Below are 23,878 nucleotides of genomic sequence, written 5' to 3'. Positions count from 1 at the left end.
TGGTCCTTCAGGATGCAGCAGTGGGGCGGCCGAGCCAGTCGTACGCGGACTGGGCGGTGAACTCGCCCTGACCGCCGCGCAACAGCAGTCCCGCCGTCGCGAAGGCGGGATCGTCGGCCTGTGCGGCGACGTACGGGATCGCGATGCACCGCATCCCGGCCGCGTGCGCGGCGGCGGCGCCCGGCGCGGCGTCCTCCAGGACCACGCAGTCCGCCGGGAGGGCACCCAGACGGCGCGCCGCCTCCAGGAACACGTCGGGGGCGGGCTTGCCGTGCGCGACCTCGTCGGTCGAGACCACCGTCGGCAGATGGGCGGCAAGACCCGTGCCCGCGAGGATCGCCTCGATGGCCTCCGGCGAGGAACCCGAGGCCACGGCCATCGGGACCCCGTCGGCGGCCAGCAGCTCCACGAACTTCCGCATCTCCGGGTACACCCGCGTGGAGGCGCGGGCCAGTTCCAGATAGCGGCGGTTGGTGTCGGCGAGCAGGATGTCGAGCGGGGCCGTCAAGCCGTAGCGCTCCTTCCAGAGCGCGAGCGTCTCCTGTGTGCTGATGCCGACGTACTGCTCGTGGTCGGCCCAGGTGAAGTCCGTGACGCCCTGCTCGGCGAGTGTCCGCCGTCCCGCCTCGAAGTAGTTCGGCTCGCTGTCCACGAGCGTTCCGTCGAGATCGAAGATGACCGATGTGCCGCCGAGAGTGCTCATGGGGTCAAGGATGCCCATGCGCGACCACGCGCCGGCGTGGCGGGTCAGCCCTTCGCGGTCCGCCCGATCGATTCCACCAGCGGCAGCACCCGGTGCGGGACGCGCTCGCGCAGCGCCACCTCGGTGCGGGTGCGGACGACACCCGGCAGACTGATCAGCGCCTGGATCACGTCCTCCAGGTGCGCGTTGTCCCGCGCCACGACCCGGGTGATCAGATCGCCACCACCGGTGATCGAGAAGGCCTCGATGATCTCCGGTACGGCGGCGAGCGCCTCGCCGACGTCGTCCAGATGGCCCTGCGTCACCTCGATGTGCACAAAGGCGAGAACGGGGTGGCCGAGGGCCCCGGGGGACAGCGACGGGCCCGTCCCTGTGATCACGCCGTCCCGCTCCAACCGGTCCAGGCGGGCCTGGAGCGTGCCGCGGGCGACACCGAGAACGCGGGCGTACTCGCGCACGCTGGTGCGCGGCTGCTCCAGGAGCAGCCGCAGGATGCGGGTGTCGAGCTCGTCCACGGCCATGGTCCGTTGGCCTCCTTGCGGCTTGAGGTGATCGTCTCCGACTGTACCAATGGCTCAGTCGGCGCCGAGCCTGTTGAGCCAGTACCGGACTGTTGCTTACCTTGTCTGTATTGATGGCGCTGCGCAGCGCCGGACGGCAAGGACGCCGTACCGGACCCGCGGCGCCATTCGCATGTGTCGAAGCGAAGTGGGGGCGGGCGGCCGACGGTGAAGAAGATGTTCATGGCTCCGGATCCGGGACTGTTCCGGCTGCGGGTGTCGCTGCGGGCGGTCCTCGGCGTCGGTCTCGCGGTGACGCTGTGCCAGTTGGCCGGGCTCCCGCTGCCCGCGTCGATCACGGGCGGGCTCGCCGCGCTGCTCGCGCTGTTCACGGTCGGCGACCCGACCGTGCGCGGCCAGGCCGTCACCACCGCCCTGCTGCCGGTGGCGGGCCTCCCGGTCCTGGCCCTCGCCACCGCCCTGCACACCGTGCCGACGCTGCGCGACGCGACCTGGCTCGCGGTGATCTTCGGCGGGGTCTACGCCCGCCGCTGGGGGCCGCGTGGTCACGCGCTCGGCATCTTCGCGTTCATGATGTTCTTCACCACGCAGTTCCTGCACGCCCTGCCGGGCGGGCTCCCGCAGCTGTACGCGGCCGTCGCCCTGTCGCTGGCGGCGTCCTCGGCGGTGCGCTTCGGCGCCTGGTGCGTCGAGCGGCGCACTCCGCTGCCCGCCGCGCCGGCGCCGCTGGACGGGCGCGGGCTCGCGCGCCCCGCCACGCGCCAGGCCTTCCAGGCGACCGCTGCCTGCGCCTTCGCGCTCACCGCGGGACAGCTGCTCTCGCACGACCGCTGGTACTGGGCCGTCGGAACCGCCTGGTGGATCTTCGTCAACACGGCCTCGCGCGGCGAGACGCTCATCCGCGGTTTCCGGCGCGTCGTCGGCACGGTCACCGGGATCGTCGCCGGGCTCCTGATCGCCGTACCTCTGCACGGCGCGCCGGCGCCCACCGCGGCGCTCGTCGCGGTCTGCGTCTTCGGGATCCTCTACACGGCGGCGCCGTCGTACAGCTGGATGATGTTCTTCGTCACCGTCATGGCAGGCCTGCTGTACGGGCTGCTCGGCGTGCTGCACCCCGGGCTGCTCGGGCTCCGGCTCGCCGAGACCGGCGTCGGCGCGCTGGGGGCCGCGCTCGCCGTCGCGCTGATCCTTCCCCTCACCACGCACGCGGTCACCGACCGGTGGGTCGAGCGCGCGCTGCACGCGGTGCACGGCTGCACCGCGGCGGCGGCCCGGAGGCTCGCGGGCGACGCCCAGGCCGACCCGGCGCCGCGCGCGGCGGAGCTCGAAGCACTTCTGGGGCGCGTACGGATGGCCCTCGCGCCCCTGGTGCATCCGCTCAGCCCGGTTCGGGCGCGCAAGGCGCGGGCCCGGCAGGTCCTCGCCCTCCTCGACGACTGTGCCCGCGAGGTACGGGGTCTCGCGGCCGTCGCCGCCGACCCGGACGCCTCGCACGACGCCCGCCTCACGGCCGCGTGCCGACGCGTCGAGACGGCGATGGAGACCTTGGTCGGGGCGATACCGGAACGCGCCCTGACGGCCCACCAGGGCGCCCCGGCCCATCACCCCGGCGCCGAGCAGGCACTTGCCCACCTGAACGGCCTGGAGCACGCGCTCGTCGCGCTGGCGGCGCCCCTGGGGGGCGCGCGGCCGGTGAGCGTGTGACGTTTCCGGGCTCTGACTCAGGTGCCTGCCCAGCCCGGGCCTGACGTCGGCTGCTGTACAACAGGCCCCGGAATGAGGCATTTTTACCGGCCATCTAGAGGGTGGATCACCGCACCGGCCGGGTAACCCCGCGGCTATCAGACGCACGGAACCCGCGAGCCGTGCGGGAGCGGCCCGCGGGCGGAGCCCCTTGGGGGTGGCACCATGCGGGACAACCCTGACCGCCGCGTCGGTGACGCGGGATACCCCTTCCTCGGGGGCGACGGCCCGGGTGGCCGGCTGGACCGGCTCCAGGGCGGCCTCATGCGCGACGGGTCAGCCGGGGCTCCGGCCTACCGCGGGGCGGGTGGCGAGGACCTCGGCGCCCCCTGGGGGCAGGAAGTGCCGGGCGACCGCCGCGGACCCGATGCGTGCGAGGTTCCGGGCGCAGCCCACCCGGGCAAGGCCCGCGTCCGGACGCCGCACGACACCGAGACGCGCGCACGCCCGGACCGCACCGCCCCGCTGCCGGGCCTTCAAGGTCCACTCTTGCCGGGCGGACTCCGGGGCCGCTCCGGCCGGGGCTCCGACATCGTCGAGCCGACGGCGGAGGCCGGTCTTGGTTTGTGCGGCGGACCGTCCTTGGCCGATGCCGCCCCCTGCGGCGCGGCAGCCCAGAGCACTGGTGATCCTCGCGGCGCCGGCACGCTGACCGGCTCCGGGGCGAGCAGCGGGACGGCGTGGGGCTGCTCCGTGGCCGCCCGGTCCGGCTCCGCGCCCGCTCCCCCCGAACTCCTCCGCGCCGCGAGCGAGTTCCTCACCCTTCATCACACCGAAGAGCAGCTCGGCGATCCGGCCCGGCGTATTGCCGCCGTGTACGCGGAGATCGCGGAGGTGGGGACGTACCGGCACACCCGGGAGGAACTCGTGTTCGGGGCGCGGGTCGCGTGGCGCAACGCCAACCGGTGTATCGGGCGGTTGTACTGGCACTCGCTGCGCGTGCGGGACCGCAGGGACGTGCGCGACGCGGAGGACGTCGCCGAGGCGTCGGCGGATCATCTGAGGGAGGCGACCCGCGAGGGCCGGATCCGGGCGCTCATCACCGTCTTCGCGCCCGACGGACCGGGGCTGCCAGGGCCCAGGATCTGGAACGAACAGCTCATCCGGTACGCGGCCTACGCACTCCCGGACGGCGGCGTGACCGGCGACCCCCGCAACGCGGGCCTCACCGCGCTCGCCCGTCGGCTCGGCTGGCCCGGCGGCCCCGGCACCCCCTTCGACGTACTGCCGTTGGTGATCCAGGGTGGCGACGACACGCCGCGGTGGTTCGCGCTGCCGGAGGACGCGGTCCTCGAAGTCGAGCTCGCGCACCCCGAGTACGCCTGGTGGCGCACGCTCGGACTGCGCTGGCACGCCGTGCCCGCGCTCGCCAACATGTGCCTGGAGATCGGCGGCATCTGCTATCCGGCCGCCCCCTTCAACGGCTGGTACATGGGCACGGAGATCGGCGCCCGCAACCTCGCTGACGCCGACCGCTACGACCTGCTGCCCCGCATCGCCGACCGCCTCGGCCTCGACACCCGCACCGACCGCTCCCTGTGGAAGGACCGCGCGCTCGTCGAACTCAACCGCTCCGTGCTGCACTCCTTCGACTGCGCGGGCGTCACCATCACCGACCACCACACCGAGTCCCGGCGCTTCCTCGTCCACCTCGGACGCGAGGAGCGCAAGGGCCGCCGGGTCGGCGCCGACTGGTCCTGGATCGTGCCGCCCATCTCCGGCAGCGCCACGCCCGTCTTCCACCGCACATACGAGGCGGCGGTGGAGCGGCGTCCGGCGTACGTTCATCACTCCGACGCCCTTGCTCGGGCGCGCGGCGAGGCTTTGGTCTAGACCGTCGATCTTCGGCTGCTACCGTCGCCCCGAACGAACGCGGGACGAAGAGGGGACAGCAGTGACAGACGGCGACAGGCGGCAACCTCGGGCGTTCATCGGCTCCTTCACGGCGGCGGGAGGCCTCGGCGTCCTCACCGCGGCCGTGGACCCGGGCAGCGGCGCGCTGACCGTCCTGAGCGCGGTCGACGGCGTCCCAGATCCCTCGTACCTGGCCCTGTCGCCCGCACGGGACGTGCTGTACGCGGTCAGCGAGACGGCCGACGGCGCGGTGGCCGCGTACCGCGTGCACGGCGACCAGCCGGAACTGACCGGGCCGCCCGTGCCCATCGGCGGCAGTGGCCCCACGTACCTCAGCGTCTTCGCCGGACACGTCCTGACCGCCAACTACGGCTCCGGCAGCGTCACCGCCGTCCCCGTCCGCCCCGGCGGCGGTCTCGCGGGTGCCGCCTCCAGCGTGCTCCAGCACATCGGGTCGGGCCCGCACACACCACGCCAGCAGGGCCCGCACGCCCACCAGGTGCAGCCCGACCCGAGCGGCCGCTGGGCGGTGAGCGTCGACCTCGGCACGGACTCCGTACGCGTCTGCGCCCTGGACGGCGGAACGCTCACGCTGCACCGCGAGATCGCGCTGCGCCCCGGCTCGGGACCACGTCACCTCGCCTTCCACCCGCGCGGCGAACACGCGTACGTTCTCAACGAACTCGCGCCCACCGTCACCGTGTGCCGCTGGGACGCCGCCGAGGGCACGCTGCGGCCGGTCGGCGAGACGCCGGTGCTCACGGGCGTCCCGGGCGGTGACGCCTACCCGTCGGGCATCGTCGTCTCGCCCGACGGCCGCTTCGTGTGGACCGCCACCCGCGGCCGGGACGTCGTCTCCGTGCTCACGCCCGACGCGGTGGGCGAGGGACTGCGGCTGGTCGCCACGGTGCCCTGCGGTGGCACGTGGCCGCGAGCGCTGGCCCTCGACCCCTCGGGCCGCTTCCTCTACGCCGCCAACGAGCGCTCCGGCGACGTGACCTGGTTCGCGGTCGACCCGGACACGGGTGTGCCGCGCCGGGGCGGCTCCGTCCACGCCCCGGCGGCGTCCTGCGTGATCTTCGGCTGACCTCGGAGCACATCGAAAGGGCCCGCTCCTGTGCGAGGAGCGGGCCCTTTCGGCGTACGTGCGGGGCGGACGGCTAGCGGACCGGCGCGCGCTGTGGCTGCTGCGGGGCGATGCCGAGCGCCGTCGTGTACTTGGCCAGCGCGAGCTTGCCGATCGCCGGGTACGGGCCGAGCGCCTCGGCGGCGGAACAGCCCGCCTCCTTGGCGGCCGCGTCGAGCAGCCCCGCGTCGAGCTCCGGACCGATCAGGTACGGGGCGAGCGCCAGATGCTGCGAGCCGGAGCCGCGCAGCTGCTCGGCGGTGGCCGCGATGGCGCCCTCCTCGTCGAGCGCCGCCGCCATCACCGGCACGGCGAGCCGCGCGGCGAGCAGCATGCCGGTGATCCCGGCCGCCTGCACGGCATCCTCGCCGCCGACGGACGCGAGGATGATGCCGTCCGCGGCGGTGGCCACGGTGAACAGCCGGGCGCGGTCCGCGCGGGCCAGACCGGCCTCGGACAGCCGCACGTGCAGCGCCTCGGCGAGCAGCGGGTGCGGGCCGAGCACGTCGGTCAGATCTGCCGCGACACGGCTGTCCATGACGGCCTGGCGGACGCGGCGCAGCAGCGCGTTGTCCGGCCCGGCGAGCAGCGGCACCACGACGGCGACGGGTCCGTCGGGCTCGGACACGTCCGCACCGGCGGCGCGGGCCTGCTCGAAGCGCGCGGCACGCTCCTCGGCGGCGCGGGTCAGCACGGACTGCAGCGTGGGGAACTCGTCGTTCCCGTCCAGGTACCCGATCCGGGCGTCGAGGCCGGGGAGCTCCGAGCGCGCGATACTCACGACCTCTTCGGCGAGGCCGCGCGTGGCGACGCTGGGCACACCCGGCACCGCGAGGACGAGCGCGGGCGCGCCCTCGGGAGCCGCCAGGGGTTCCGGACGGCGGTGCCGCCCGGGCTGGCGGGGTCGCGGCATTCGTACTGGCAGGCCGGACGCGGGCCCAGTGGGGGAGCTCATGGCGTCGCATGTTACTGGCTTCTTGGGCTCCCCTGTTCGGGGAGGGTGCAGGTGAGCGGTATCCGTCCGCTTTTGTCTGATGAGTTACGTAGAGAACAGAAGTGATCAGTACCAACCCACTTGCCCGGCCTGTGGTATGGGGGCGGCATTCGCGGCGAGCGTTGCCATCGATGGTCCGGCAGGGCGGACCAATCCCCCATTCCGGTCACGGCTCTTCGGTGACCACATAGAGCATCCGCTCGTCGCGAGGCAGGGCGAGCCGGCCGTCGGCCAGGTCGACGGCGATGCGCAGAGCGCCGTCCAGCGGATCGCCCGCAGCGGGCACCCGCCGGGCATGCGGCAGGCATTTCGCCAACTCCTCATGCAGGGGTACGAGAAGGGGGTGGCCCATCTTGAACAGGCCGCCGGTGAGCGCCACGTGGGCGTCTTGGACCGGGCAGACCGCCGCCGCGGACTCGGCCATGTGTCGGGCAGCGCCGCGCAGGACGTCCGCCGCCACCGGGTCGCCGTCGGCGCAGGCGGCCACCTCGGGGGCGAAGGAGGCGAGTACCGCGGGCCGGTCGGTGCGCGGGTACAACAGGCCCGGCAGCTCCGGTATCGGGCCGAACATCTCCTCGGCACGTGCCAGCAACGCCGCCGAGCCGCCCGGCCGCCCGTCGAAGGCCCGTATGGCCGCCTCCAGGCCGGCGCGCCCGATCCATGCCCCGCCTCCGCAGTCGCCGAGCAGATGTCCCCACCCGTCGGCCCTGCGCCAGCTCGTCAGATCGGTCCCGACCGCGATGATGCCGGTGCCTGCGGCGACCACCGCGCCGGCCCGCTGACCCAGCGCCCCGGTGTACGCGGTCACCGCGTCGGCGGCCAACGCGAGCCGCCGCACGCCGAGTTCGCGCTTCAGCGCCGACGGCAGCTCGGCGCGCAGCTCCTCACCGAGCGTGGCCAGGCCCGCGGCCCCGAGGGCGACGGCGCTGACCCCGCCGATTCCTGCCTCGGCCAGCAACTGCCGGGCCATTGGCAGCAGTTGCTCCAGCAGATGCCCTGCGTCGATGCCACGCGGGCCGGTGCGGACCGGTTCCTTGGAGGTCAGGGGAGCACCGACGGATTCGCCGCGCACACCGAGCAGCACACGCAGTCCCGAGCCTCCCGAGTCCACGGCCAGCACTCCCGGCAGCGCGCCGCCCGGTGTCACGGCAGACGCCAGTCCACCGGCTCGGCTCCCTGCCTGGCCAGCAGGTCGTTGGCACGGCTGAAGGGGCGGGACCCGAAGAAGCCGCGGTCGGCCGACATGGGGGAGGGATGGGCGGACTCCACCGAGGGCAGTTCGCCGAGGATCGGGCGCAGATTCCGGGCGTCGCGGCCCCACAGGATGGACACGAGGGGCCGCCCCCGGGAGGCCAGCGCCCTTATCGCCTGCTCGGTGACCTCCTCCCAGCCCTTGCCGCGGTGCGCCGCCGGGCTGCGCGGAGCCGTGGTGAGCGCCCTGTTGAGCAACAGCACGCCCTGCTGGGTCCAGGGAGTGAGGTCGCCGTTGGACGGCTGGGTCAGGCCCAGGTCGGAGTTGAGCTCACGGTAGATGTTGATCAGGCTGCCCGGCAGCGGACGCACGTCCGGCGCCACCGAGAACGACAGCCCCACCGCGTGTCCCGGAGTCGGATACGGGTCCTGCCCGACGATGAGGACGCGTACCTCGTCAAAGGGCTGCTGGAAGGCCCGCAGGACATTCGCCCCCGCCGGGAGATAGGTGCGTCCCGCGGCGATCTCCGCGCGCAGGAAGTCGCCCATCTCGGCGATCCGTCCGGCCACGGGTTCCAGGGCTTTCGCCCAGCCCGGTTCGACAATTTCATGCAACGGTCGTGGTGCCACGGACGTCACCCTACTGCCGTACACACGGCGGAGATCAACCGGTGGCCGTGGGGCGACCGAGCATGACCGATCCGTTGACGAACGCGGTGCCTCTGGGACAACGCGCGTGTCCCCACTGTCCGATGGAACCTCCCAGGCCTCAGCACTGTCCGATGGGACCTCCTAGGCCTCAGCACTGTCCGGTGGGATCTCCTAGGCCTCAGCACTGTCCGGTGGGACCTCCCAGGCCTCAGCACTGTCCGATGGAACCTCCCAGGCCTCAGCACTGTCCGATGGGACCCCCCAGGCCTCAGCACTGCCCGGTGGGAACCCCAAGGGCTCAGCTGTCCGGTGTGACCTCCAGGGTTCAGCCGACGACCGAGGCGCGCACGCACAGCACATCCGGCAGGTGCGAGGCCAACTGCCGCCAGCTCTCGCCGTCGTCGGCCGACGCGTACACCTCGCCGTTGCGGTTGCCGAAGTACACGCCCGCCGGGTCCGCGCCGTCCGTGCACAGCGCGTCGCGCAGCACCGTGCCGTAGTGGTCCTCGGAGGGCAGTCCCGCCGTCAGTGGCTCCCAGCTCTTGCCCGCGTCCGCCGTACGGAAGACGCGACATCGCCGGTCGGCCGGGACCCGGTCCGCGTCGGCGTTGATCGGGAAGACGTACGCCGTGTCGCCGCGGTGCGGATGCGCGGCCGCCGCGAAGCCGAAGGTGGACGGCAGGCCCGCACCGATGTCGGTCCAGTGGCCGCCCGCGTCGTCACTGCGGTACACACCCCAGTGATTCTGCAGATACAGCCGATCGGGAGTCACCGCGTCCTGCGCGACCTTGTGCACGCACTGGCCGAACTCCGGGTTCGGGTCCGGCAGGAACACCGCGGAGACACCGGAGTTGGAAGGTGTCCAGCTCGCCCCGCCGTCGCGGGAGCGGAACACGCCGGCGGTGGAGACCGCGACCGTGACGGCCTGGGGGTCGCGGTGGTCGGTGAGGATGGTGTGCAGCCCTTCCCCGCCGCCGCCCGGCACCCACTTCGAGCGCGTCGGGTGCTCCCACAGCGGACGGACGATGTCGAAGGACTCGCCCCGGTCCTGCGAGCGGTACAGCGCGGCCGGCTCCGTGCCCGCGTACACGACGTCCGGCTCGGCGGCTGCCGGGTGCAACTGCCACACCCGCTCCAGCGAGGCCCCCGTGTCCTTGGGGAACTTGACGGCAGGCCGGCCCGGTTCGGTCCATGTCCGGCCCAGGTCGTCGGAGTGGAAGACGGACGGCCCCCAGTGCGCGCTGTCCCCTCCGGCCAGCAGCCTCGGGCGCTCGCCCCGGGTGTCGATCGCCACCGAGTACACGGCCTGCGCGTTGAAGTACGGACTCTCGTCGAACTCCCAGGCGCCGCCGCGCCGTCGTCCGATGAAGAGCCCTTTGCGAGTGCCTACGGTGAGCAGTACATCGGCCATGTGGGCCACCTCCGCGACGTCGTTGTCTCAGACACGGGCCAGTCTGCACCCCGGCACTGACAGTCACCTCTGCGCGCGGCGTCCGCGCAGGTCAGGCGGGTCGCGTCGGCGCCCTGCGGGAGCGCTCGGCACCCGGCCTCCGCACGCGGTCGCCGGGTGCCGGGACACCTGGGACGGACGAGTCGAGGGACATGGCGTGAGCAGCGGGCGGGCCGAGCGCGTATGGAAGGGAGATGAGGTGTGTCGGTGCGGTTGTGAGGAGGATGCCCTTGATGGCGGCATTCCGTGGTCCGAAGGTGGGGCGGTGGCGATGGCTGGGGCTGTGGCGGTGGCGGCGCCACCCACTACGGCGGCGCAGTGATGCCCTGGAGGCCTGGATCATGCTCGGCGCCTGGGCGCTCACCGTACTGGGCGGTGTGTTCGCCGGCCTGGCGGCCACGCAGACCGTGGAGCACGACCTCGCCGGGCAGCGTGCCGCGAGGCATTCCGTCCCCGCCCGGCTCACCGAGGACGCGCCGGATTCGAGCGCCACGGAGTCTGGTGGTGACATTGTGTGGGCGAAGGTGCGCTGGACCGGGGCCGACGGGTCCCCGCGTGTGGGCCGGGTGAGGGTGTACGCCGGTACCGTCGCGGGCGCCACGGTCACCGTGTGGACCGACCCCGACGGCCGCCTGGTCACCAAGCCCACCACCGCCTCGCAGGCCCGGCTGCGGGCCTGTCTGGTCGGCGTCCTCGTCGGCGTCAGCGCGGCGGGCGTGCCCTTTGTCGGCGGACGGTTCCTCCGCGGCCGTCTGGAACGGCGGCGCATGGAGCGCTGGGACGAGGAGTGGGAGCGGATCGGGCCTCTGTGGGGGCGAATGACGAGCTGATCGGGGCGGTTTGAGGCGTGGGCCTGGGCTGCTGTTGCTGGCCCGATCGGGACACGGCGGGGCGGCTTGCGCCCGCGCAGCCAGGCGAGTCGTTCATGGCTGACCGGGCGAGGGGCTTCTGCGGTGGCCTGACCCAATCCGAGAAGGGGAGCGGGAGGGGGCCGTTGAGGGAGCAGCCGGCGTGTGTCGTCGAGCGAGGGGAGAGAAGTCGTCGAGGCGCCGGTGCCGTAGGGACGGACGCGGGTACCCGTCGCCTACGTGCGGCACATCTGAGCGCAGGCCCGCGCCGTGCCGCACGGCGTCTGCGCCTCCAGGGCACCGGACGCGCAGACGTGTCTCGACCGCACCGGCCGATCGGCATGGCTCGGGAGGCACGGGGGGCGCCTCCCGGACCATTCCGGCCCCAGACGTGACTCGGGCAGGACTCCTATTGGCGCGGACGTATCGCCGGGCGGCGCGGGAACGAGGGGCGGGGTCCGCATGGCTCGGGACTGCGCGGTTGTGCTCCCGCGTGGCACCGGCCCCCTGGAACGGGCACCCCGCTCACCGGACGCGCAGGCGTGCCACGGGCCCGCGAGGGCGCCGACCGGGCGTGGCCGGCGGCCCGAAGAGGGCTCGGCCCGGGCCGTGGACGCTACGCGGCTGCCAGTACCGCGTGACAGTCCCGCAGGAGACATTCGTCCTCGAGGATGTCGTGGCTGCCGTAGCCGCCGGAACGCGCCCGGTGCCGGCGGGGCGCGGCGAGTTCCGCGTGGACGAGGTCGTGGGCCGGGGTCGACGCGCTGCCCATCCGGACGAGGCACGCGGCGATGGTGCCACGCGTGTGCGCGTTCTGCCGCCAGGCGGAGCGGAACACCGGCAGCACGGCTTGAGGATCCCCGGCGATGTCCCACAGCGCGCACGCGGCGGCCGTGCGCTGCCACATCTCGGCGGAGTCGGCCAGACGGCGCAGTACCGGGAGCGCGGGGGCGGCCAACGGCCCCAGCAGGCCCAGCGCTTCGGCGGCCATCCGCGCGCGGCCTCCCCCCTCCACGGTCAACTCCCGCAGCAGCGCCGGAAGTAGGGCCTCCGCATCCCCTTCCACCGACCAGAGCGCAGCGGCTGCCGCCACCGCACACTCGCCGTGCAGCAGCTCGCGCAGCACCGGTATCGCCTCCCGCGCGCCCACACCGAAGGTCCCGAGCGTCCCGGCGAGTGCCCTCACGAGCAAGTCCCGGAACCGCAGTTCGCGCGGCATGCCGTGCAGCAGCCGCAGCACTTCCGGTACGGCGGCGTCGTACCGCAGGCTGCGCAGCGCGGACAACAGCGGCGCTGCCCGGTTGAACGTCTCGGGTGAGTCGAGAGGAACATCGCCCAGCCGCGCACGCAGCAGTGGAGCCAGCGGTGCGGCCGCCGGGCCCAGGTACTCGATCGTGTACCCGGCCTCGTTCGGCACGATGGGCCGTCGCAGCACCTCGGCGAGTGCCGATACCGCCCGGGGATCCCCCGCCCTCGCCAAGGCCTTGAGCGGACGGCCCAGCGTCGGCGTGGCACAGCCCCAGGAGTCCGGGGCGGACTCCACGAGGGCGGCGAGCCGGTCGGCGGCCGGGGCCGCCAGGGTGAAGAGGGACTCCAGGACGGACACCGCGGCCTGGCGCAACCGCTCCTCGTCCGAGGCGAGTTGCTCGCCGATCAGCGCGACCGGCTCCTCGTACGCACCGCGCCATTCGCGCAGCAGCCCCGCCGACATCCAGACGGCATTGCACCGGTCGGCCGGATTCTCGCTGCGCAACTGACCCTTGAGCAGGGCGATCCGGTCGGCGGTGCGGGCGCCGAGCGCCGAGTGGAGCGTGCGCAGCAGGTGGGAGCCCTCCTCGTCGGCGGGCCGCAGCCGGCGCAGACGGCCGATGAGGGTGTCGGTGCCCGGCCGTTCGGGCTCGTCCGGCACTTGAGGGCGCTGTGATCTGGCCCGGAGCAGGGCGATGACGGTGGGCACGAGGTCGGCGGGCAGACGATCGGGGGCGCAGCCCGCCAGCTGACCGAGGGCGGCGAGCCGCAGCCCCGGGTCGTGCGGTGCGGCGCAGAGCGCCACGAGACGGTCCACCGCAGGGGCGGCGAATTCGGGGTGCAGCCGCGCGAGCAGCCCGAGGTCCTCGGCCAGGGCCAGCCGGACGCCGCCCTGCCGCTCGTCGTCGAGCCGCTCCTCCAACAGGCCGAGCACACGCGCCGGTTCGTCGACAAACCGCACGAGCGCGCTCGGGGCCGCGCGGCGTACCTCCGGATCCGCGTCCGCGACCAGTTCCTCGAAGACGGCAGCGCCCGCCCGTATCGCGGCCCGTGCCATCGCGCGGTTGTCGTCGGAGTGCTCTCCCTCCCCCGGGGCGAGCGGAGCACCGTCCCGGAAGTCGTCCTCGGCGTCCCCTCCGCCGATGCTGACGAGCAGTGCCACGATGCCGGCCCGGTCGGGGAGTTCCGCATGCGCGACGAGTGCGAACAGGAACGGGATGCACGCAAGCGTCGAGTCGTACACATCGCCCTGGTGGTGCACGGCCCCGTACATCCCGTCGAGCGCGGTCTCCCGCTCCTGTGGGCCCGGCGAGGCCAGCCCCCGCAGCAACTCGGGCACGTCCTCGGCGCTTCCGTAGGCATGCGCCATCGAAGCCCAGTCGACCTCGTCGATCCCCGTGAACACGGCGTCCTCCCCAGACGTCTGGCAACTGATCGGGAGTGTGCACCACGGCACTGACAGTGACACCGGGAAGCCACCTCGGCGCCGCCGACGAGCGCTGCGACGGCGCCCTAGACTGGGGCGATTCACCGGAGACGGTCGGTGCGGCGGGACGGGAGAGCACAGCGGTGGCGGCAGAGGTCGGCGGCTTCGAGGATCCGTCCGCCGAGGTGCTGGCGGACGCGGCCGCTGCCTTCGGGCTGCTCGCGTCCTCGGCGCGGCTGCACATCGTCTGGGCGCTGGCGCAGGGCGAGAGCGATGTGACCGGGCTCGCGGAGCGGGTCGGCGGGGCGCTGCCCGCCGTGAGCCAGCACCTGACCAAGCTGAAGCTCGCCGGTCTCGTACGATCCCGCCGCCAGGGCCGCCGCCAGATCTACTTCGTCGACGACCCGGACGTGGTCACGGTCGTACGCCTCATGGTCGGCCAGCTGACAGCCCGCGCCGACCGTACGGTTCACGCCGACCGCGCCGACCATACCGACCGTACAGATCCCGGCGACCGCGCCGACCGCGCCGACCATGCGCATCGCGCCGCGCACGGGTCGGTACGTCGCGTCCGTGGCCTTGGCGCCTGAGACCGCCGCCACAGCGGGGCGGCAGCGGCGCCCAGGGGGCGGCGCGTCACCCGCCGAGGACGCACCCTGGGACCTCACCGCACTCACCTCGCTCTAAGTGCTGCGGCACCTGGACACCGGCCCGCGCGGTCTCACCGAGGCGCAGGCCGGGTACCGGCTTGTCCACTTCGGCGCGAACACGGTTCCGGGCCGGCGCGCCCCGTCGTGGCCGCGCTTGTTCGTCCGCGGCCTGCGCGATCCCTTCACCGCGGTGCTGCTGTGCCTCGGGCTGGTCTCGGCGGCCGTGGCGGCCTGGGGGACGGCGTGCGTGATCCTTTGCCTGGTCGTGGTCAGCTGTGCATTGCGCGCGACCGGTGAGTACCGGGCGGACCGGTCCATGGCCGGACTGCGTGAACTCGCCACCACCACCGCGACCGTGCTGCGGCGCGCCGACCCGGAAGGGATCCCGCGGGCCCGGGACGTCCCGGTCGGCGAACTGGTCCCCGGCGATGTGATCCGGCTCGGCCCCGGTGACCTGGTACCGGCCGACGTACGACTGCTGCGCGCGAGCGGACTGACGGTGCGGCAGGCCGCGCTGACGGGCGAGTCAACGGCGGTCGCCAAGGCCGCGGTGGACACACCGGACGCACCGAACTCACGGGACGCATCGAACTCACCGGACGCATCCAACTCACCGGACGCACCGAACTCACCGCACGCACCGGACCCGTCGGGCTCGTGGGTGTTCACCGAGAACCTGCTGACCCAGGCCCTGGTCATGCTGCTGCTGCGCCTGGGCCGTCGCAGTGCCGAGGACGGGGTGGCCGGGAGGCCCCGGCTTCCCGGCGCGATCAGCTGGGCCGCGGCTGCTCTGGCCGGCGCCGGGCTCGTGATGCCCCTCTCCCCACTTGGCCCCCTGCTTGGCATGACCGCGCTGCCGGCCCTGTACTACGTGCTCCTCGCCGCGGTCCTTGCCCTCTACGCCGCCGCGCTCGCGGTTACGGGCGGCCGCCGCACCTCATGGTTGTACAGTTGCGCAAAATAGCAACCATCATGGGGCGGCGGCCGATCGGGCGCGCCCAGACCGATGCGAGGAAGGGTGGGCACGGGATGCTCCGCAATGGACTGGAACCCTGGCACCTGCTGATCGTGGCGATCGTCGTCGTCGTGCTGTTCGGCTCGAAGAAGCTGCCGGACACCGCCCGCGCGCTCGGCAAGTCGATGCGCATCCTCAAGAGCGAGGCAAAGGCGATGAAGGACGAGAACGCCCAGCCCGAGGCTGTGCAGGCGCCGCCGGCGACGGTTGTTCGGACGGCCGGGGAGCCGACGGCTCACCCGGCGACGGAGGCGTCGGGCGCCGCGCGCTGAACCCGGGCCGCGGCAGGGCGGGCGGGGCGAGGAAGCCCTCCGCGCGGGCCGCGGCGATGCCGATGCGGGGGAGTTCGCTGCTCTTCTCGAAGAGGAGATAGCGCGGTTCCCACACGGGCCGGTACTTGGCGTTGGCGCGGTAGAGGGATTCGAGCTGCCACCAGCGCGAGAGGAACGTCAGCACCGAACACCACAGCCGCAGCACGGGCCCGGCGCCCAGCCGGGTACCGCGTTCGAAGACGGACCGGAACATCGCGAAGTTCAGCGACACCCGCTCGACACCGATCTCCTCGGCACGCCGCAACAGTTCGATGACCATGAACTCCATGAGTCCGTTGTCGGAGTTCCGGTCGCGGCGCATCAGGTCCAGTGACAGTCCCCGCTCGCCCCACGGCACGAAGCTCAGTACGGCGCGGAGCTCGCCCTCACTGTCGTGGCACTCCAGCATGACGCAGCGCCCGTCGGCCGGGTCGCCCAGCCGGCCGAGCGCCATGGAGAAGCCGCGCTCGGTCTCGCCGTCACGCCAGTGGTCCGCCTTGTCGGTCAAGGCGGCCATCTCGGCCTCGGGAATGTCGGCGTGCCGCCGGACGCGGACGGTGTAACCGGCCCGGCGAACGCGGTTGTGCGCCTGCCGTACGCCCCGCATCGCGCGCCCCTCCAGGGTGAAGTCGGCCCGGTCCACGATGGCTTCGTCACCGAGTTCCAGGGCGTCCAGGCCGTGCCGGGCGTAGATGGTGCCGGCCTCCTCGCTCGCGCCCATCACCGCGGGAGTCCAGGCGTGCCGGCGCGCCTCCCGCAACCAGGCCTCGATCGCGCCGGGCCAGGCCTCGGGGTCTCCGATGGGGTCGCCGGAGGCCAGGGTCACGCCGCCAACGACCCGGTAGGCGATCGCCGCCTTGCCACTCGGGGACCACACGACCGCCTTGTCGCGGCGCAGTGCGAAGTACCCCAGTGAGTCCCGTTCGCCGTGCTTGGCCAACAGCTCCCGCAGTCGTGTCTCGTCCGCGGCGCCGAGGAGTTCGCGACCGCGGGGGGCGCGGAAGAGGGCGTAGAGGACGAGGAGGAAGGTCGCGGCGATCAGGGCGTTGATCACGACGTCCACCCAGCGGGGTGTGGCGACGCTGTCGAAGCGGTCGGCGAGCGGGCCGACGCTGACGCCGCGCAGGAGGGTGTACGCGATCCGGTCACTGAGCGGTGTCCCGGACACGCGGTTCGTGGCGCTCACCAGCAGCGTGCCGAGGGTGGCGCTGACCAGGAGTCCGCCGGCGCCCACCGCCAGGGCCAGTCTGGGGTTCGAGCGGTCGCCGACGGCGTGGAACTCCTTGCGGCCCAGCAGCAGCGCGGCGACGAAGAGACCGGTGAGCAGGGCCGAGATCCAGTTGAAGCCGTGGCGTTGATAGCGGTCCTGGGTCAGCGCCGCGGTGTAGAGCGCGAAGAGAGGCCCGGCCAGCAGCAGGTTGAAGATCCACGCGGCCCGTTTGCGGCGCCGCATCACCACGGCGAGGAACAGGGCCAGCGCCGCCGAGATCAGCCCGGCGGTGGCCAGGTAGGGGGTGAAGTACTGACCTCCGTTGTGCTCGTGCACTTCTTCCCGGAACGGCAGCGACACCACCGCGACCACGTTGAGCAGCGCGAGCAGGCGCAGGTACCAGACGGTGAGCGCGGCCGCCCGCAGCCGCGTGCGGTGGCCCAGTTGTCCGGCGGGATCGGTCTGGCGCGAGCTGGCGTTGCGCTGTTCGGGGATGAGCGCTGACTGTTGTACGGACACCGTGGAGCATCACCTAGGGGAGAGGCCGGGGAAAACCGGGGGACGGAGCGGGAACCCTACATGGTGTAGGGAAGAGAGGGATTATCGCGAGGCCCAGGAGTAAAGGGGTGGTAAGAATCGCCCTGCCGGTGTACGGGGCGACGTGGAGCGTCGGTTGTCCCGTCGTACGGCGAAGGCGCGCTCCCTGTCCACCTCTTGGCCCGGTGCGTGAGTGCCCTGCGGTGGCATTTCCGCAGGTCGACGCCGTGTGGCTGGGCCCGGTCGGCGTGCGGCTCTCCGGTGGCCGGGGCGGGTGTGCGAGGCGCACTGTCGCCGCCCGGAGGGATCACCCGTCCGATATGGCGAGATGTGTCCGCCGAATTGACGGCTACTCAGGCATGCCCACACTAAGCACCGTTTGTGGCCGTCCGGCCGCGAACGCGATGCTCCGGAGAGGCCTGTGGTGTGGGACGACGCGTTTCCCAGCTTTCTGATCGGTCTGCGTGAGGGACTGGAAGCGGGGCTGATCGTCTGAACCGGACTGGGCGGTCGGCGGCAGCTACCAGGTGGTCCGGGTGATCCGCATGCTCGTGGGGTTCTGGGGCCAGGTCTCGCTCACCGAGCAGGAGAAGATGATCGGCCGCCGCCGCGACACCGGAGCACCGCTCGACGGCGCGCGCGAGAGAGACATCCCGCGCTACACCAAGGACCCGCAGGGCCGGGCGATTCCGCTCGACGCCCATATCCGGCTGGCCAACCCCCGTACGGCCAAGACCGACGCGACCCGGATCCTGCGCCGCGGCTACAACTACGACCGCGGTGTCGACAAGGCCGGGAACCTGGACATGGGGCTGCTCTTCTGCTGCTACCAGCAGGACGTCGTCCGCCAGTTCGAGGCGACCCAGGAGCGGTTGATCGACGAGCCACTCGTCGACTACATCACGCGCCCACCGGCGGCGGCTACTTCTTCGCCCTGCCCGGGGTGCGCAACCACTCCGACTGGCTCGGCCGCGGGCTCCTCAAGGGCTGAGACGGGCAGGGCTCCCCGGTGTCGGCGCCCGGGCGGTCGCGTGTCGCCCACCACAGGAGATCGCCCAGGGCCGCTCCGGCGGTCACCAAGGCGGTGATCACGCCCATCACGGTCAGTCCGTCGTAGAGGTGCGGGCGGCGCATGTGCAGGGCATGCAGGTCGAATCCGCACAGGTGGTACACGCCCAGGGCGGCGATGCCGAGACTCGGCAGGAGTAGCGCCAGGACGGATGCCGGCCCGCGTACCGTCCGTTCGGTGTCACGTTCCTTCACGGGTCCCCCTTGGGTAAGACGCATTCGACCCAGACCCTACAACACGTAGGGTCTCGGTCGTTCTGGGTGACGATCCTTACACGGACCGGTGGTACTGGTCCGGCACATGGACGTCGCCCCCGAGCTCGCGGGCGGCGAGGCCTGCGAAGGACGGATTGCGCAGCAGCTCACGGCCGAGCAGCACCGCGTCGGCCTCCCCGTTGGCGAGAATCTTTTCGGCCTGTTCCGCGTCGGTGAGGAGACCGACGGCGGCGACGGCCGGGGAGGTCTCCTTCTTCACGCGGGCGGCGAAGGGAACGTGCGGGGAGAGGAACTCGTTGTCCGCGCGCGAGGAGATCCGGCTGGAGTCCGTGCTGCACGCGCTCTCCGACCCGATGCGGCTCCAGGTCGTGCGAGAGCTCGCCGCCGACGGCGACGAGCTCTCCTGTTCGCACTTCGACCTGCCGGTCACCAAGTCCACGACCACGCACCACTTCCGGGTGCTGCGCGAGAGCGGGGTGATCCGGCAGACCTACCGGGGGACGGCCAAGATGAACGGCCTGCGCAAGGACGACCTCGACGCACTGTTCCCCGGTCTCCTGGGCAGTGTCCTGACCGCGGCGGCCCGGCAGGCCGACGGGCTACGCGCCGGCTGACGCGGTCTCCGGCTCGGCGGCGGATTCGGCCGAAGTCGCCTTCCCCGGGAGGTAGTTGAAGAGCAGGTTCAGTACGATCGCCGTCAGGCAGCCCGCGCTGATCCCGCTGTTCATCACCGTCTGGAACCAGTCGGGGAACTTCGCGTAGACCGTCGGCACCCCGACCGGCAACATGCCCACGGCGACGGAGACGGCCACCACCGTCAGATTGTTGTTGCCCTTGAAGTCCACCTCGGCCAAGGTGCGCAGACCGCTCGCGGCGACCGTTCCGAACATCACCAGGCCCGCGCCGCCCAGCACCGGCGCCGGTATCGCCGCGACCACCGCGCCCAGCTTGGGCAGCAGGCCGAGGAGTACGAGGATGCCGCCCGCTGCCGCGACCACCCAGCGACTGCGCACCCGGGTCATACCGACGAGGCCGACGTTCTGCGCGAACGCCGTATAGGGGAAGGTGTTGAACACGCCGCCGAGGACCGTCGAAAGGCCGTCGGCACGCAGGCCGTCCGCGAGGGTGCGCGGCTGGATCGGCCGGCCGGTCATCTCGCCCACAGCGATGAAGTCACCGGTCGTCTCGGTCATCGTCACCAGCGCCACGACCAGCATCGAGATGATCGCGGAGGCGTGGAACGACGGCGCGCCGAAGTGGAACGGCGTGCTGATCCCGACCCAGTCGGCGTCCCCCACGCCACCGAAGTCGGTGAAGTCGAACGGCACCGCGACCGCGAGGCCCACGGCGATGCCGATCAGCACCGCGATCCGGCTGAGGAAGGCCGGCGCGAACCGCTGCACGCCCAGCACCACGGCCAGCACGAAGCCCGCAAGGGCCAGGTTCTTCGGCTCGCCGAAGTCCTTCGAACCCTGGCCGCCGGCGGCCCAGTTGCCCGCCACCGGCAGCAGCGAGACGCCGATGATCAAGATCACCGTGCCCGTCACAAGCGGCGGGAAGAAGCGCAGCAGCTTCCCGAAGACCGGGGCGAGAAGGACGATCGCGAGACCCGCGACGATCACCGAGCCGTAGATCGCAGGCAGTCCACCGCCCGTCGTCCCGATGAGCACCATCGGCGAGACGGCCGCGAACGTGCAGCCCTGCATGATCGGCAACCGGACCCCGAAGCGCCAGAACCCCACGCACTGGATCAGTGTCGCGATCCCGCACACCAGCAGATCCGCGGTGATCAGATACGCCAGATCGGCGGGCGACAGCTTCATCGCACCGCCCACGATCAGCGGAACGGCCACCGCGCCCGCGTACATGGCGAGCACGTGCTGCAGCCCGAAGGCGGCCAGTTGGCGTGCGGGTGGGACCTCGTCGACGGGATGCACGGGAGCGGTGGTTGCCATGGGCACTCCAGGGGCGGCGGGGAGCGGGGAAAGTCGAACAGCACCAGACCGTAGGCGGCTTGAACAGTTTGTTGATTTCCGCTTTGTTGCTGGTGCGTGTCATGCCCACGGGAGCCGAGCCGACTCTGCTACGACCCCGCCGCCCGCGCCGCGTCCAGCAGCGACGCCCAGTCGGGGAGCTTGACCACACCCCGGCCGAGCGCGGCCCCGAGCTCCGCCTCGGCCCGCTCGATGGCCTGCCACCCGGACCACTCGACCGGCAGCAGCCCCTCCGCCCGCAGCGCCGTCAGCGGATCCTCGGCGACTTCTCGCCGTACGAGCACGGGGGCGTCCTCCAGGAGCGAGGTCACCGTCTCCTTGGCGCACGGCCGGTTGGTGCCGATGACACCCGTCGGGCCGCGCTTGATCCAGCCCGCCACGTACTCACCCGGGGAGATCACGCCGTCCCGCAGCACGCGTCCCGCCAGATGGGGCACCGTGCCGAGGTCGGCATCGAACGGCAGCCCCTCGAGCGGCACCCCGCGATAGCCGACCGAGCGCAGCACCAACTGCGCCTCGATGTCCTCGTACCGCCCCGTACCCGTCACCCCGCCCCGTCCGTCCGGCACCGTCCGCTCGAAGCGCACCGCGCCCACACGCCCGGCGTCGGCGAGCAGTTCGACGGGGCGCAGGAAGAAGCGCGGCCGGATCCGCCGGGGGCGGCCCCGCGGTGGAGTGGCGGCCCATCCGCGCAGTACCTCCACATTGCGGCGCTGGGCGGCGGGCAGCTCCGAGGGATCGAGATAGGCCGGATCGAGCGCCAGCTCCTCAGGATCCACGACGACGTCGGCGTCCGGGAGTGAGCCCAGCTCGCGCAGCTCCTTGGTGGTGAAACGGGCCTGCGACGGACCGCGCCGCCCGACCATGCTGATCTCCGTCACCCCGCTCTCGGCCAGCGCGCTGAGCGCCGCCTGCGGCATGTCGGTGGGGCTCAGCTCGGCCGCGCCGCGGGCCAGCATCCGGGCCACGTCGACGGCCACATTGCCGACGCCGATGACCACGGCCGACCGTGCGCCGAGCACGAATCCGTCGGCCACGGAGTCGGGGTGCGCGCTGTACCAGGACACGAACTCGGTCGCCGACCAGCTACCGGGCAGCTCCTCGCCGGGCACGCCGAGATGGCGGTCGGTGGCGGCGCCCACGCAGTAGACGACCGCGTGGTACAGCTCCCGAAGCCGGGACACCGGGACCCCGTCCGGGCCCACCTGGACGCCGCCCAGGAACCGCACCCGTTCGTCCTCCAGGACCGCCCGCAGATTGTTCTGCAGGGACTTGATCTTCTCGTGGTCGGGTGCCACGCCGTAGCGCACCAGACCGTACGGGCACGGCAGCCGGTCCAGGACGTCCACGCGGACCTCGGACAGCACGCTCTGCTGAAGGAGACTCTGGGCGCTGTAGACCCCGCTGGGCCCCGATCCGACGACGGCGACATGCAGCACGGCCGAACTCCTTACCCGCGGGATGAGGGAGATCGCTGATGAGTCCAGGATCGCACCACCGGTGCTCCCCTGACAGGGTGCGGCGCGTGTCGCATGGGTACGTGTCCATTCGCGTCCCGTGCACCCCACGCCTCGAACAGCGGCTCCTCGATCCAGTCGACGAGCGTCGCGAGGTCGGCGCGGGGTCCTGACGTTGGGGGACCGACGGGGGACGGGCGGCATGTGTCCGTCCGTGCGGCAGCGGGGTCCTGAGATTGGGGGACCGGCGTGGGTCCGGGCGGCATGTGTCCGTCCCTGCGGGAGCGGTGTCCTGAAGTTGGGGGACCGGCGCCGGACCGGGCGACACGTGCCCGTCAGCGCGAGAGCGAGGTCCGGACGCGGCTGGACTACTTCGACCGACCCTCGGCCCCGTCGGGCTGTCCGCCCGGCCGACCGGGCTGAGCGTCGGACCGACCGGGCTGAGCGTCGGGCTCGTGGCCGGTTGCGAAGAACCGTGACAGGTCTGTCTCGCATCTCCCGCCGGGCACCTCGGTCTCCGGCGGGACGCCCATCTCCCAGTCGAGGCGATAGCGCTTGAACAGCTCGGCCCGCAGCGTCGGGACCGGCATCGGAACGCCCGGAACCAGGGCCGCGTACACCGAGCCCATGAGCAGCGCCCGCAGCATCGGATAGTCGGTGGCTGCGTCCGGCGAGCCGTGCCGGGCCACGGTGTCCCCCAGAAGCTGGGCGAGCCGCTGCTGCTCCGGGCACTGCACGAACCCCTCGGCCTGCAGGATTCCGGCCATGTGCTGGCGCATCAGCACGGGCTGGTCCCGGGCAAGGCCCAGAATCGCGTCGATGGCCCGCGCCATCCGTTCCCGGCCGTCGTCGGTACGCGGCTCGCGCTCCAGCCCCTCCTCCAGCGTGCGGTGCATCAACCGGTGCACAGCTGACTGCACGAGCTGGCGCTTGCCGGGGAAGTAGTACGACACCAGTCCGCGCGCCGATCCGGCGCGATCCGCGATGTCTCCGAGCGTCGTCGCCTCATAGCCACGCTCGCTCACCAGCTCCACCGCGGCCTGCAACAGCCGCTCCCGGGAACGCCGCCGCAACTCTTCATTGACCGAGGCGCTGCGCGGGGACATGCTGAAACTCCTGTGTTGACTGGCTGCCAGCCAACTATACTCAGGACGTCCGGTCGAGATCCTCCGCGGGTTGGTTCCGGACTGCCGTCGGCCTGGGGCGACGCGGGGGATCGTCCCAGGCCGAAAGGCCAGTCACTGACCGAGGCTGGCGAGCGACGCAGACGCTACGCAGGTCAGAGCGCGTTTCGATGCCTGACGCATCACGCCGCAGGTTCCTCATTCGAAAGATCAACTTTCGGTGTGGGAGAAATCCGGGAGATCAACTTCGCCGCGTCCCCCTGCAAAGGCCACGCGTGCGCGGTCATCGAACGGCACCACATCTGCCCAAAATCGTGGTGGGCCACCGCAGGCAAGCCGATCGATACGCCGCTCGCCGCGATCTGCCCCAACTGCACGAATCCACGCACGCCGCCCTCGATGCGCTCATCTCAGGCCGGGACGTGTCCGCACTCCCGCGGCGCTGCGTCGCCCTGGCCCGGCAAGGCCTCGACATCGCCGCCCGCAACGGACTCACGCCAGCACCGACCCTGTGACATCTGCGCCCCCGCTGCCGCCCCTT

19 protein-coding genes and 4 pseudogenes are annotated in these 23,878 nt (G+C 72.3%); 10 read left to right on the top strand and 13 right to left on the bottom strand.

Going from position 1 to position 23,878, the window contains the following annotated elements; all coding sequences use genetic code 11:
* Positions 1 to 7 precede the first annotated feature (7 nt).
* Positions 8 to 703, bottom strand: coding sequence for an HAD family phosphatase (locus tag AB0D27_RS00645; RefSeq protein ID WP_362500749.1), 696 nt, complete (start codon positions 701 to 703; stop codon positions 8 to 10).
* A 44-nt stretch (positions 704 to 747) separates the two neighbouring features.
* Positions 748 to 1,224 carry an Lrp/AsnC family transcriptional regulator gene (locus AB0D27_RS00640; protein WP_362500748.1) on the bottom strand — a complete coding sequence of 159 codons (477 nt, stop codon included), beginning with the start codon at positions 1,222 to 1,224 and terminating at the stop codon, positions 748 to 750.
* A gap of 216 nt (positions 1,225 to 1,440) precedes the next feature.
* Here AB0D27_RS00640 and AB0D27_RS00635 point away from each other — a divergent pair, with 216 nt between their 5' ends.
* The 3 genes from AB0D27_RS00635 to AB0D27_RS00625 all read left to right on the top strand — a co-directional run bounded on the left by AB0D27_RS00635 (position 1,441) and on the right by AB0D27_RS00625 (position 5,908).
* Positions 1,441 to 2,928 (top strand): FUSC family protein, encoded by a 1,488-nt coding sequence (locus AB0D27_RS00635; protein WP_362500747.1) that lies wholly within the window; start codon positions 1,441 to 1,443, stop codon positions 2,926 to 2,928.
* Positions 2,929 to 3,660: 732 nt separating this feature from the next.
* Positions 3,661 to 4,800, top strand: coding sequence for a nitric oxide synthase oxygenase (locus tag AB0D27_RS00630; protein WP_362500917.1), 1,140 nt, complete (start codon positions 3,661 to 3,663; stop codon positions 4,798 to 4,800).
* Positions 4,801 to 4,861: 61 nt separating this feature from the next.
* Positions 4,862 to 5,908: a lactonase family protein gene (locus AB0D27_RS00625; RefSeq protein WP_362500746.1), complete on the top strand. Its 1,047-nt coding sequence runs from the start codon at positions 4,862 to 4,864 to the stop codon at positions 5,906 to 5,908.
* Between the two features lie 73 nt (positions 5,909 to 5,981).
* Here the strand turns inward: AB0D27_RS00625 and AB0D27_RS00620 are convergent, their stop codons facing one another.
* From AB0D27_RS00620 to AB0D27_RS00610, 3 genes are all read right to left on the bottom strand, one after another.
* Positions 5,982 to 6,902 carry a hypothetical protein gene (locus AB0D27_RS00620; protein WP_362500745.1) on the bottom strand — a complete coding sequence of 307 codons (921 nt, stop codon included), beginning with the start codon at positions 6,900 to 6,902 and terminating at the stop codon, positions 5,982 to 5,984.
* Between the two features lie 205 nt (positions 6,903 to 7,107).
* Positions 7,108 to 8,088, bottom strand: a complete 981-nt coding sequence (locus AB0D27_RS00615) for a BadF/BadG/BcrA/BcrD ATPase family protein (RefSeq protein ID WP_362500744.1) — start codon at positions 8,086 to 8,088, stop codon at positions 7,108 to 7,110.
* On the bottom strand, positions 8,085 to 8,762 hold the full coding sequence (locus tag AB0D27_RS00610; RefSeq protein ID WP_362500743.1) for a uracil-DNA glycosylase: 678 nt from the start codon (positions 8,760 to 8,762) through the stop codon (positions 8,085 to 8,087). The genes AB0D27_RS00615 and AB0D27_RS00610 overlap by 4 nt, the downstream gene beginning before the upstream one ends.
* Before the next feature lie 667 nt (positions 8,763 to 9,429).
* Between AB0D27_RS00610 and AB0D27_RS00605 the strand changes: the two genes are divergently transcribed.
* Entirely contained in the window at positions 9,430 to 10,254 is an 825-nt protein-coding gene (locus tag AB0D27_RS00605) for a PilZ domain-containing protein (protein ID WP_362500916.1), read from the top strand.
* A gap of 212 nt (positions 10,255 to 10,466) precedes the next feature.
* Positions 10,467 to 11,063: a hypothetical protein gene (locus AB0D27_RS00600; protein WP_362500742.1), complete on the top strand. Its 597-nt coding sequence runs from the start codon at positions 10,467 to 10,469 to the stop codon at positions 11,061 to 11,063.
* A 634-nt stretch (positions 11,064 to 11,697) separates the two neighbouring features.
* Here the strand turns inward: AB0D27_RS00600 and AB0D27_RS00595 are convergent.
* On the bottom strand, positions 11,698 to 13,734 hold the full coding sequence (locus tag AB0D27_RS00595; protein ID WP_362500741.1) for a HEAT repeat domain-containing protein: 2,037 nt from the start codon (positions 13,732 to 13,734) through the stop codon (positions 11,698 to 11,700).
* Between the two features lie 164 nt (positions 13,735 to 13,898).
* Here AB0D27_RS00595 and AB0D27_RS00590 point away from each other — a divergent pair.
* From AB0D27_RS00590 to tatA, 3 genes and pseudogenes are all read left to right on the top strand, one after another.
* A pseudogene (locus AB0D27_RS00590) lies at positions 13,899 to 14,213 on the top strand (metalloregulator ArsR/SmtB family transcription factor); the annotation flags it as partial.
* Positions 14,214 to 14,442: 229 nt separating this feature from the next.
* Entirely contained in the window at positions 14,443 to 15,369 is a 927-nt protein-coding gene (locus AB0D27_RS00585) for a cation-transporting P-type ATPase (RefSeq protein ID WP_362500740.1), read from the top strand.
* 65 nt (positions 15,370 to 15,434) lie between these two features.
* Positions 15,435 to 15,590: pseudogene (gene tatA, locus AB0D27_RS00580) on the top strand (Sec-independent protein translocase subunit TatA); the annotation flags it as partial.
* On the opposite strand, the gene AB0D27_RS00575 reads toward tatA, so the two are convergent.
* Positions 15,556 to 17,385 (bottom strand): phosphatidylglycerol lysyltransferase domain-containing protein, encoded by a 1,830-nt coding sequence (locus AB0D27_RS00575; RefSeq protein WP_362500915.1) that lies wholly within the window; start codon positions 17,383 to 17,385, stop codon positions 15,556 to 15,558. The pseudogene tatA and the gene AB0D27_RS00575 sit on opposite strands and share 35 nt — an antisense overlap.
* A gap of 587 nt (positions 17,386 to 17,972) precedes the next feature.
* On the opposite strand from AB0D27_RS00575, the pseudogene AB0D27_RS00570 reads away from it, so the two are divergent.
* Positions 17,973 to 18,469, top strand: a pseudogene (locus tag AB0D27_RS00570) (Dyp-type peroxidase); the annotation flags it as partial.
* Here AB0D27_RS00570 and AB0D27_RS00565 read toward each other — a convergent pair.
* Both AB0D27_RS00565 and AB0D27_RS00560 read right to left on the bottom strand, forming a co-directional pair.
* Positions 18,400 to 18,741 (bottom strand): hypothetical protein, encoded by a 342-nt coding sequence (locus tag AB0D27_RS00565; protein WP_362500739.1) that lies wholly within the window; start codon positions 18,739 to 18,741, stop codon positions 18,400 to 18,402. The pseudogene AB0D27_RS00570 and the gene AB0D27_RS00565 sit on opposite strands and share 70 nt — an antisense overlap.
* Before the next feature lie 76 nt (positions 18,742 to 18,817).
* Positions 18,818 to 19,039, bottom strand: a pseudogene (locus AB0D27_RS00560) (NADH:flavin oxidoreductase/NADH oxidase); the annotation flags it as partial.
* A 76-nt stretch (positions 19,040 to 19,115) separates the two neighbouring features.
* Between AB0D27_RS00560 and AB0D27_RS00555 the strand changes: the two are divergent.
* Complete coding sequence (locus AB0D27_RS00555) at positions 19,116 to 19,376, top strand: helix-turn-helix domain-containing protein (protein WP_362500738.1); 261 nt, start codon at positions 19,116 to 19,118, stop codon at positions 19,374 to 19,376.
* Here AB0D27_RS00555 and AB0D27_RS00550 read toward each other — a convergent pair.
* From AB0D27_RS00550 to AB0D27_RS00535, 4 genes are all read right to left on the bottom strand, one after another.
* Complete coding sequence (locus AB0D27_RS00550; RefSeq protein ID WP_362500737.1) at positions 19,362 to 20,717, bottom strand: nucleobase:cation symporter-2 family protein; 1,356 nt, start codon at positions 20,715 to 20,717, stop codon at positions 19,362 to 19,364. The two genes, AB0D27_RS00555 and AB0D27_RS00550, sit on opposite strands and share 15 nt — an antisense overlap.
* 128 nt (positions 20,718 to 20,845) lie before the next feature.
* Positions 20,846 to 22,195, bottom strand: a complete 1,350-nt coding sequence (locus AB0D27_RS00545; protein WP_362500736.1) for an FAD-dependent oxidoreductase — start codon at positions 22,193 to 22,195, stop codon at positions 20,846 to 20,848.
* 386 nt (positions 22,196 to 22,581) lie between these two features.
* Positions 22,582 to 23,319 carry a helix-turn-helix domain-containing protein gene (locus AB0D27_RS00540; RefSeq protein WP_362500735.1) on the bottom strand — a complete coding sequence of 246 codons (738 nt, stop codon included), beginning with the start codon at positions 23,317 to 23,319 and terminating at the stop codon, positions 22,582 to 22,584.
* Positions 23,320 to 23,519: 200 nt separating this feature from the next.
* The gene (locus AB0D27_RS00535; RefSeq protein WP_362500734.1) at positions 23,520 to 23,726 is read right to left on the bottom strand and encodes a hypothetical protein; all 207 of its coding nucleotides are present in this window, start codon (positions 23,724 to 23,726) and stop codon (positions 23,520 to 23,522) included.
* Between the last annotated feature and the right edge of the window lie 152 nt (positions 23,727 to 23,878).

The sequence above is a fragment of the Streptomyces sp. NPDC048415 genome (assembly GCF_040651675.1).
In the GTDB taxonomy this organism is placed as follows: domain Bacteria; phylum Actinomycetota; class Actinomycetes; order Streptomycetales; family Streptomycetaceae; genus Streptomyces.
Note: the sequence above shows the minus strand (reverse complement) of the source record. Positions and strands in the feature narration are given on the sequence as shown.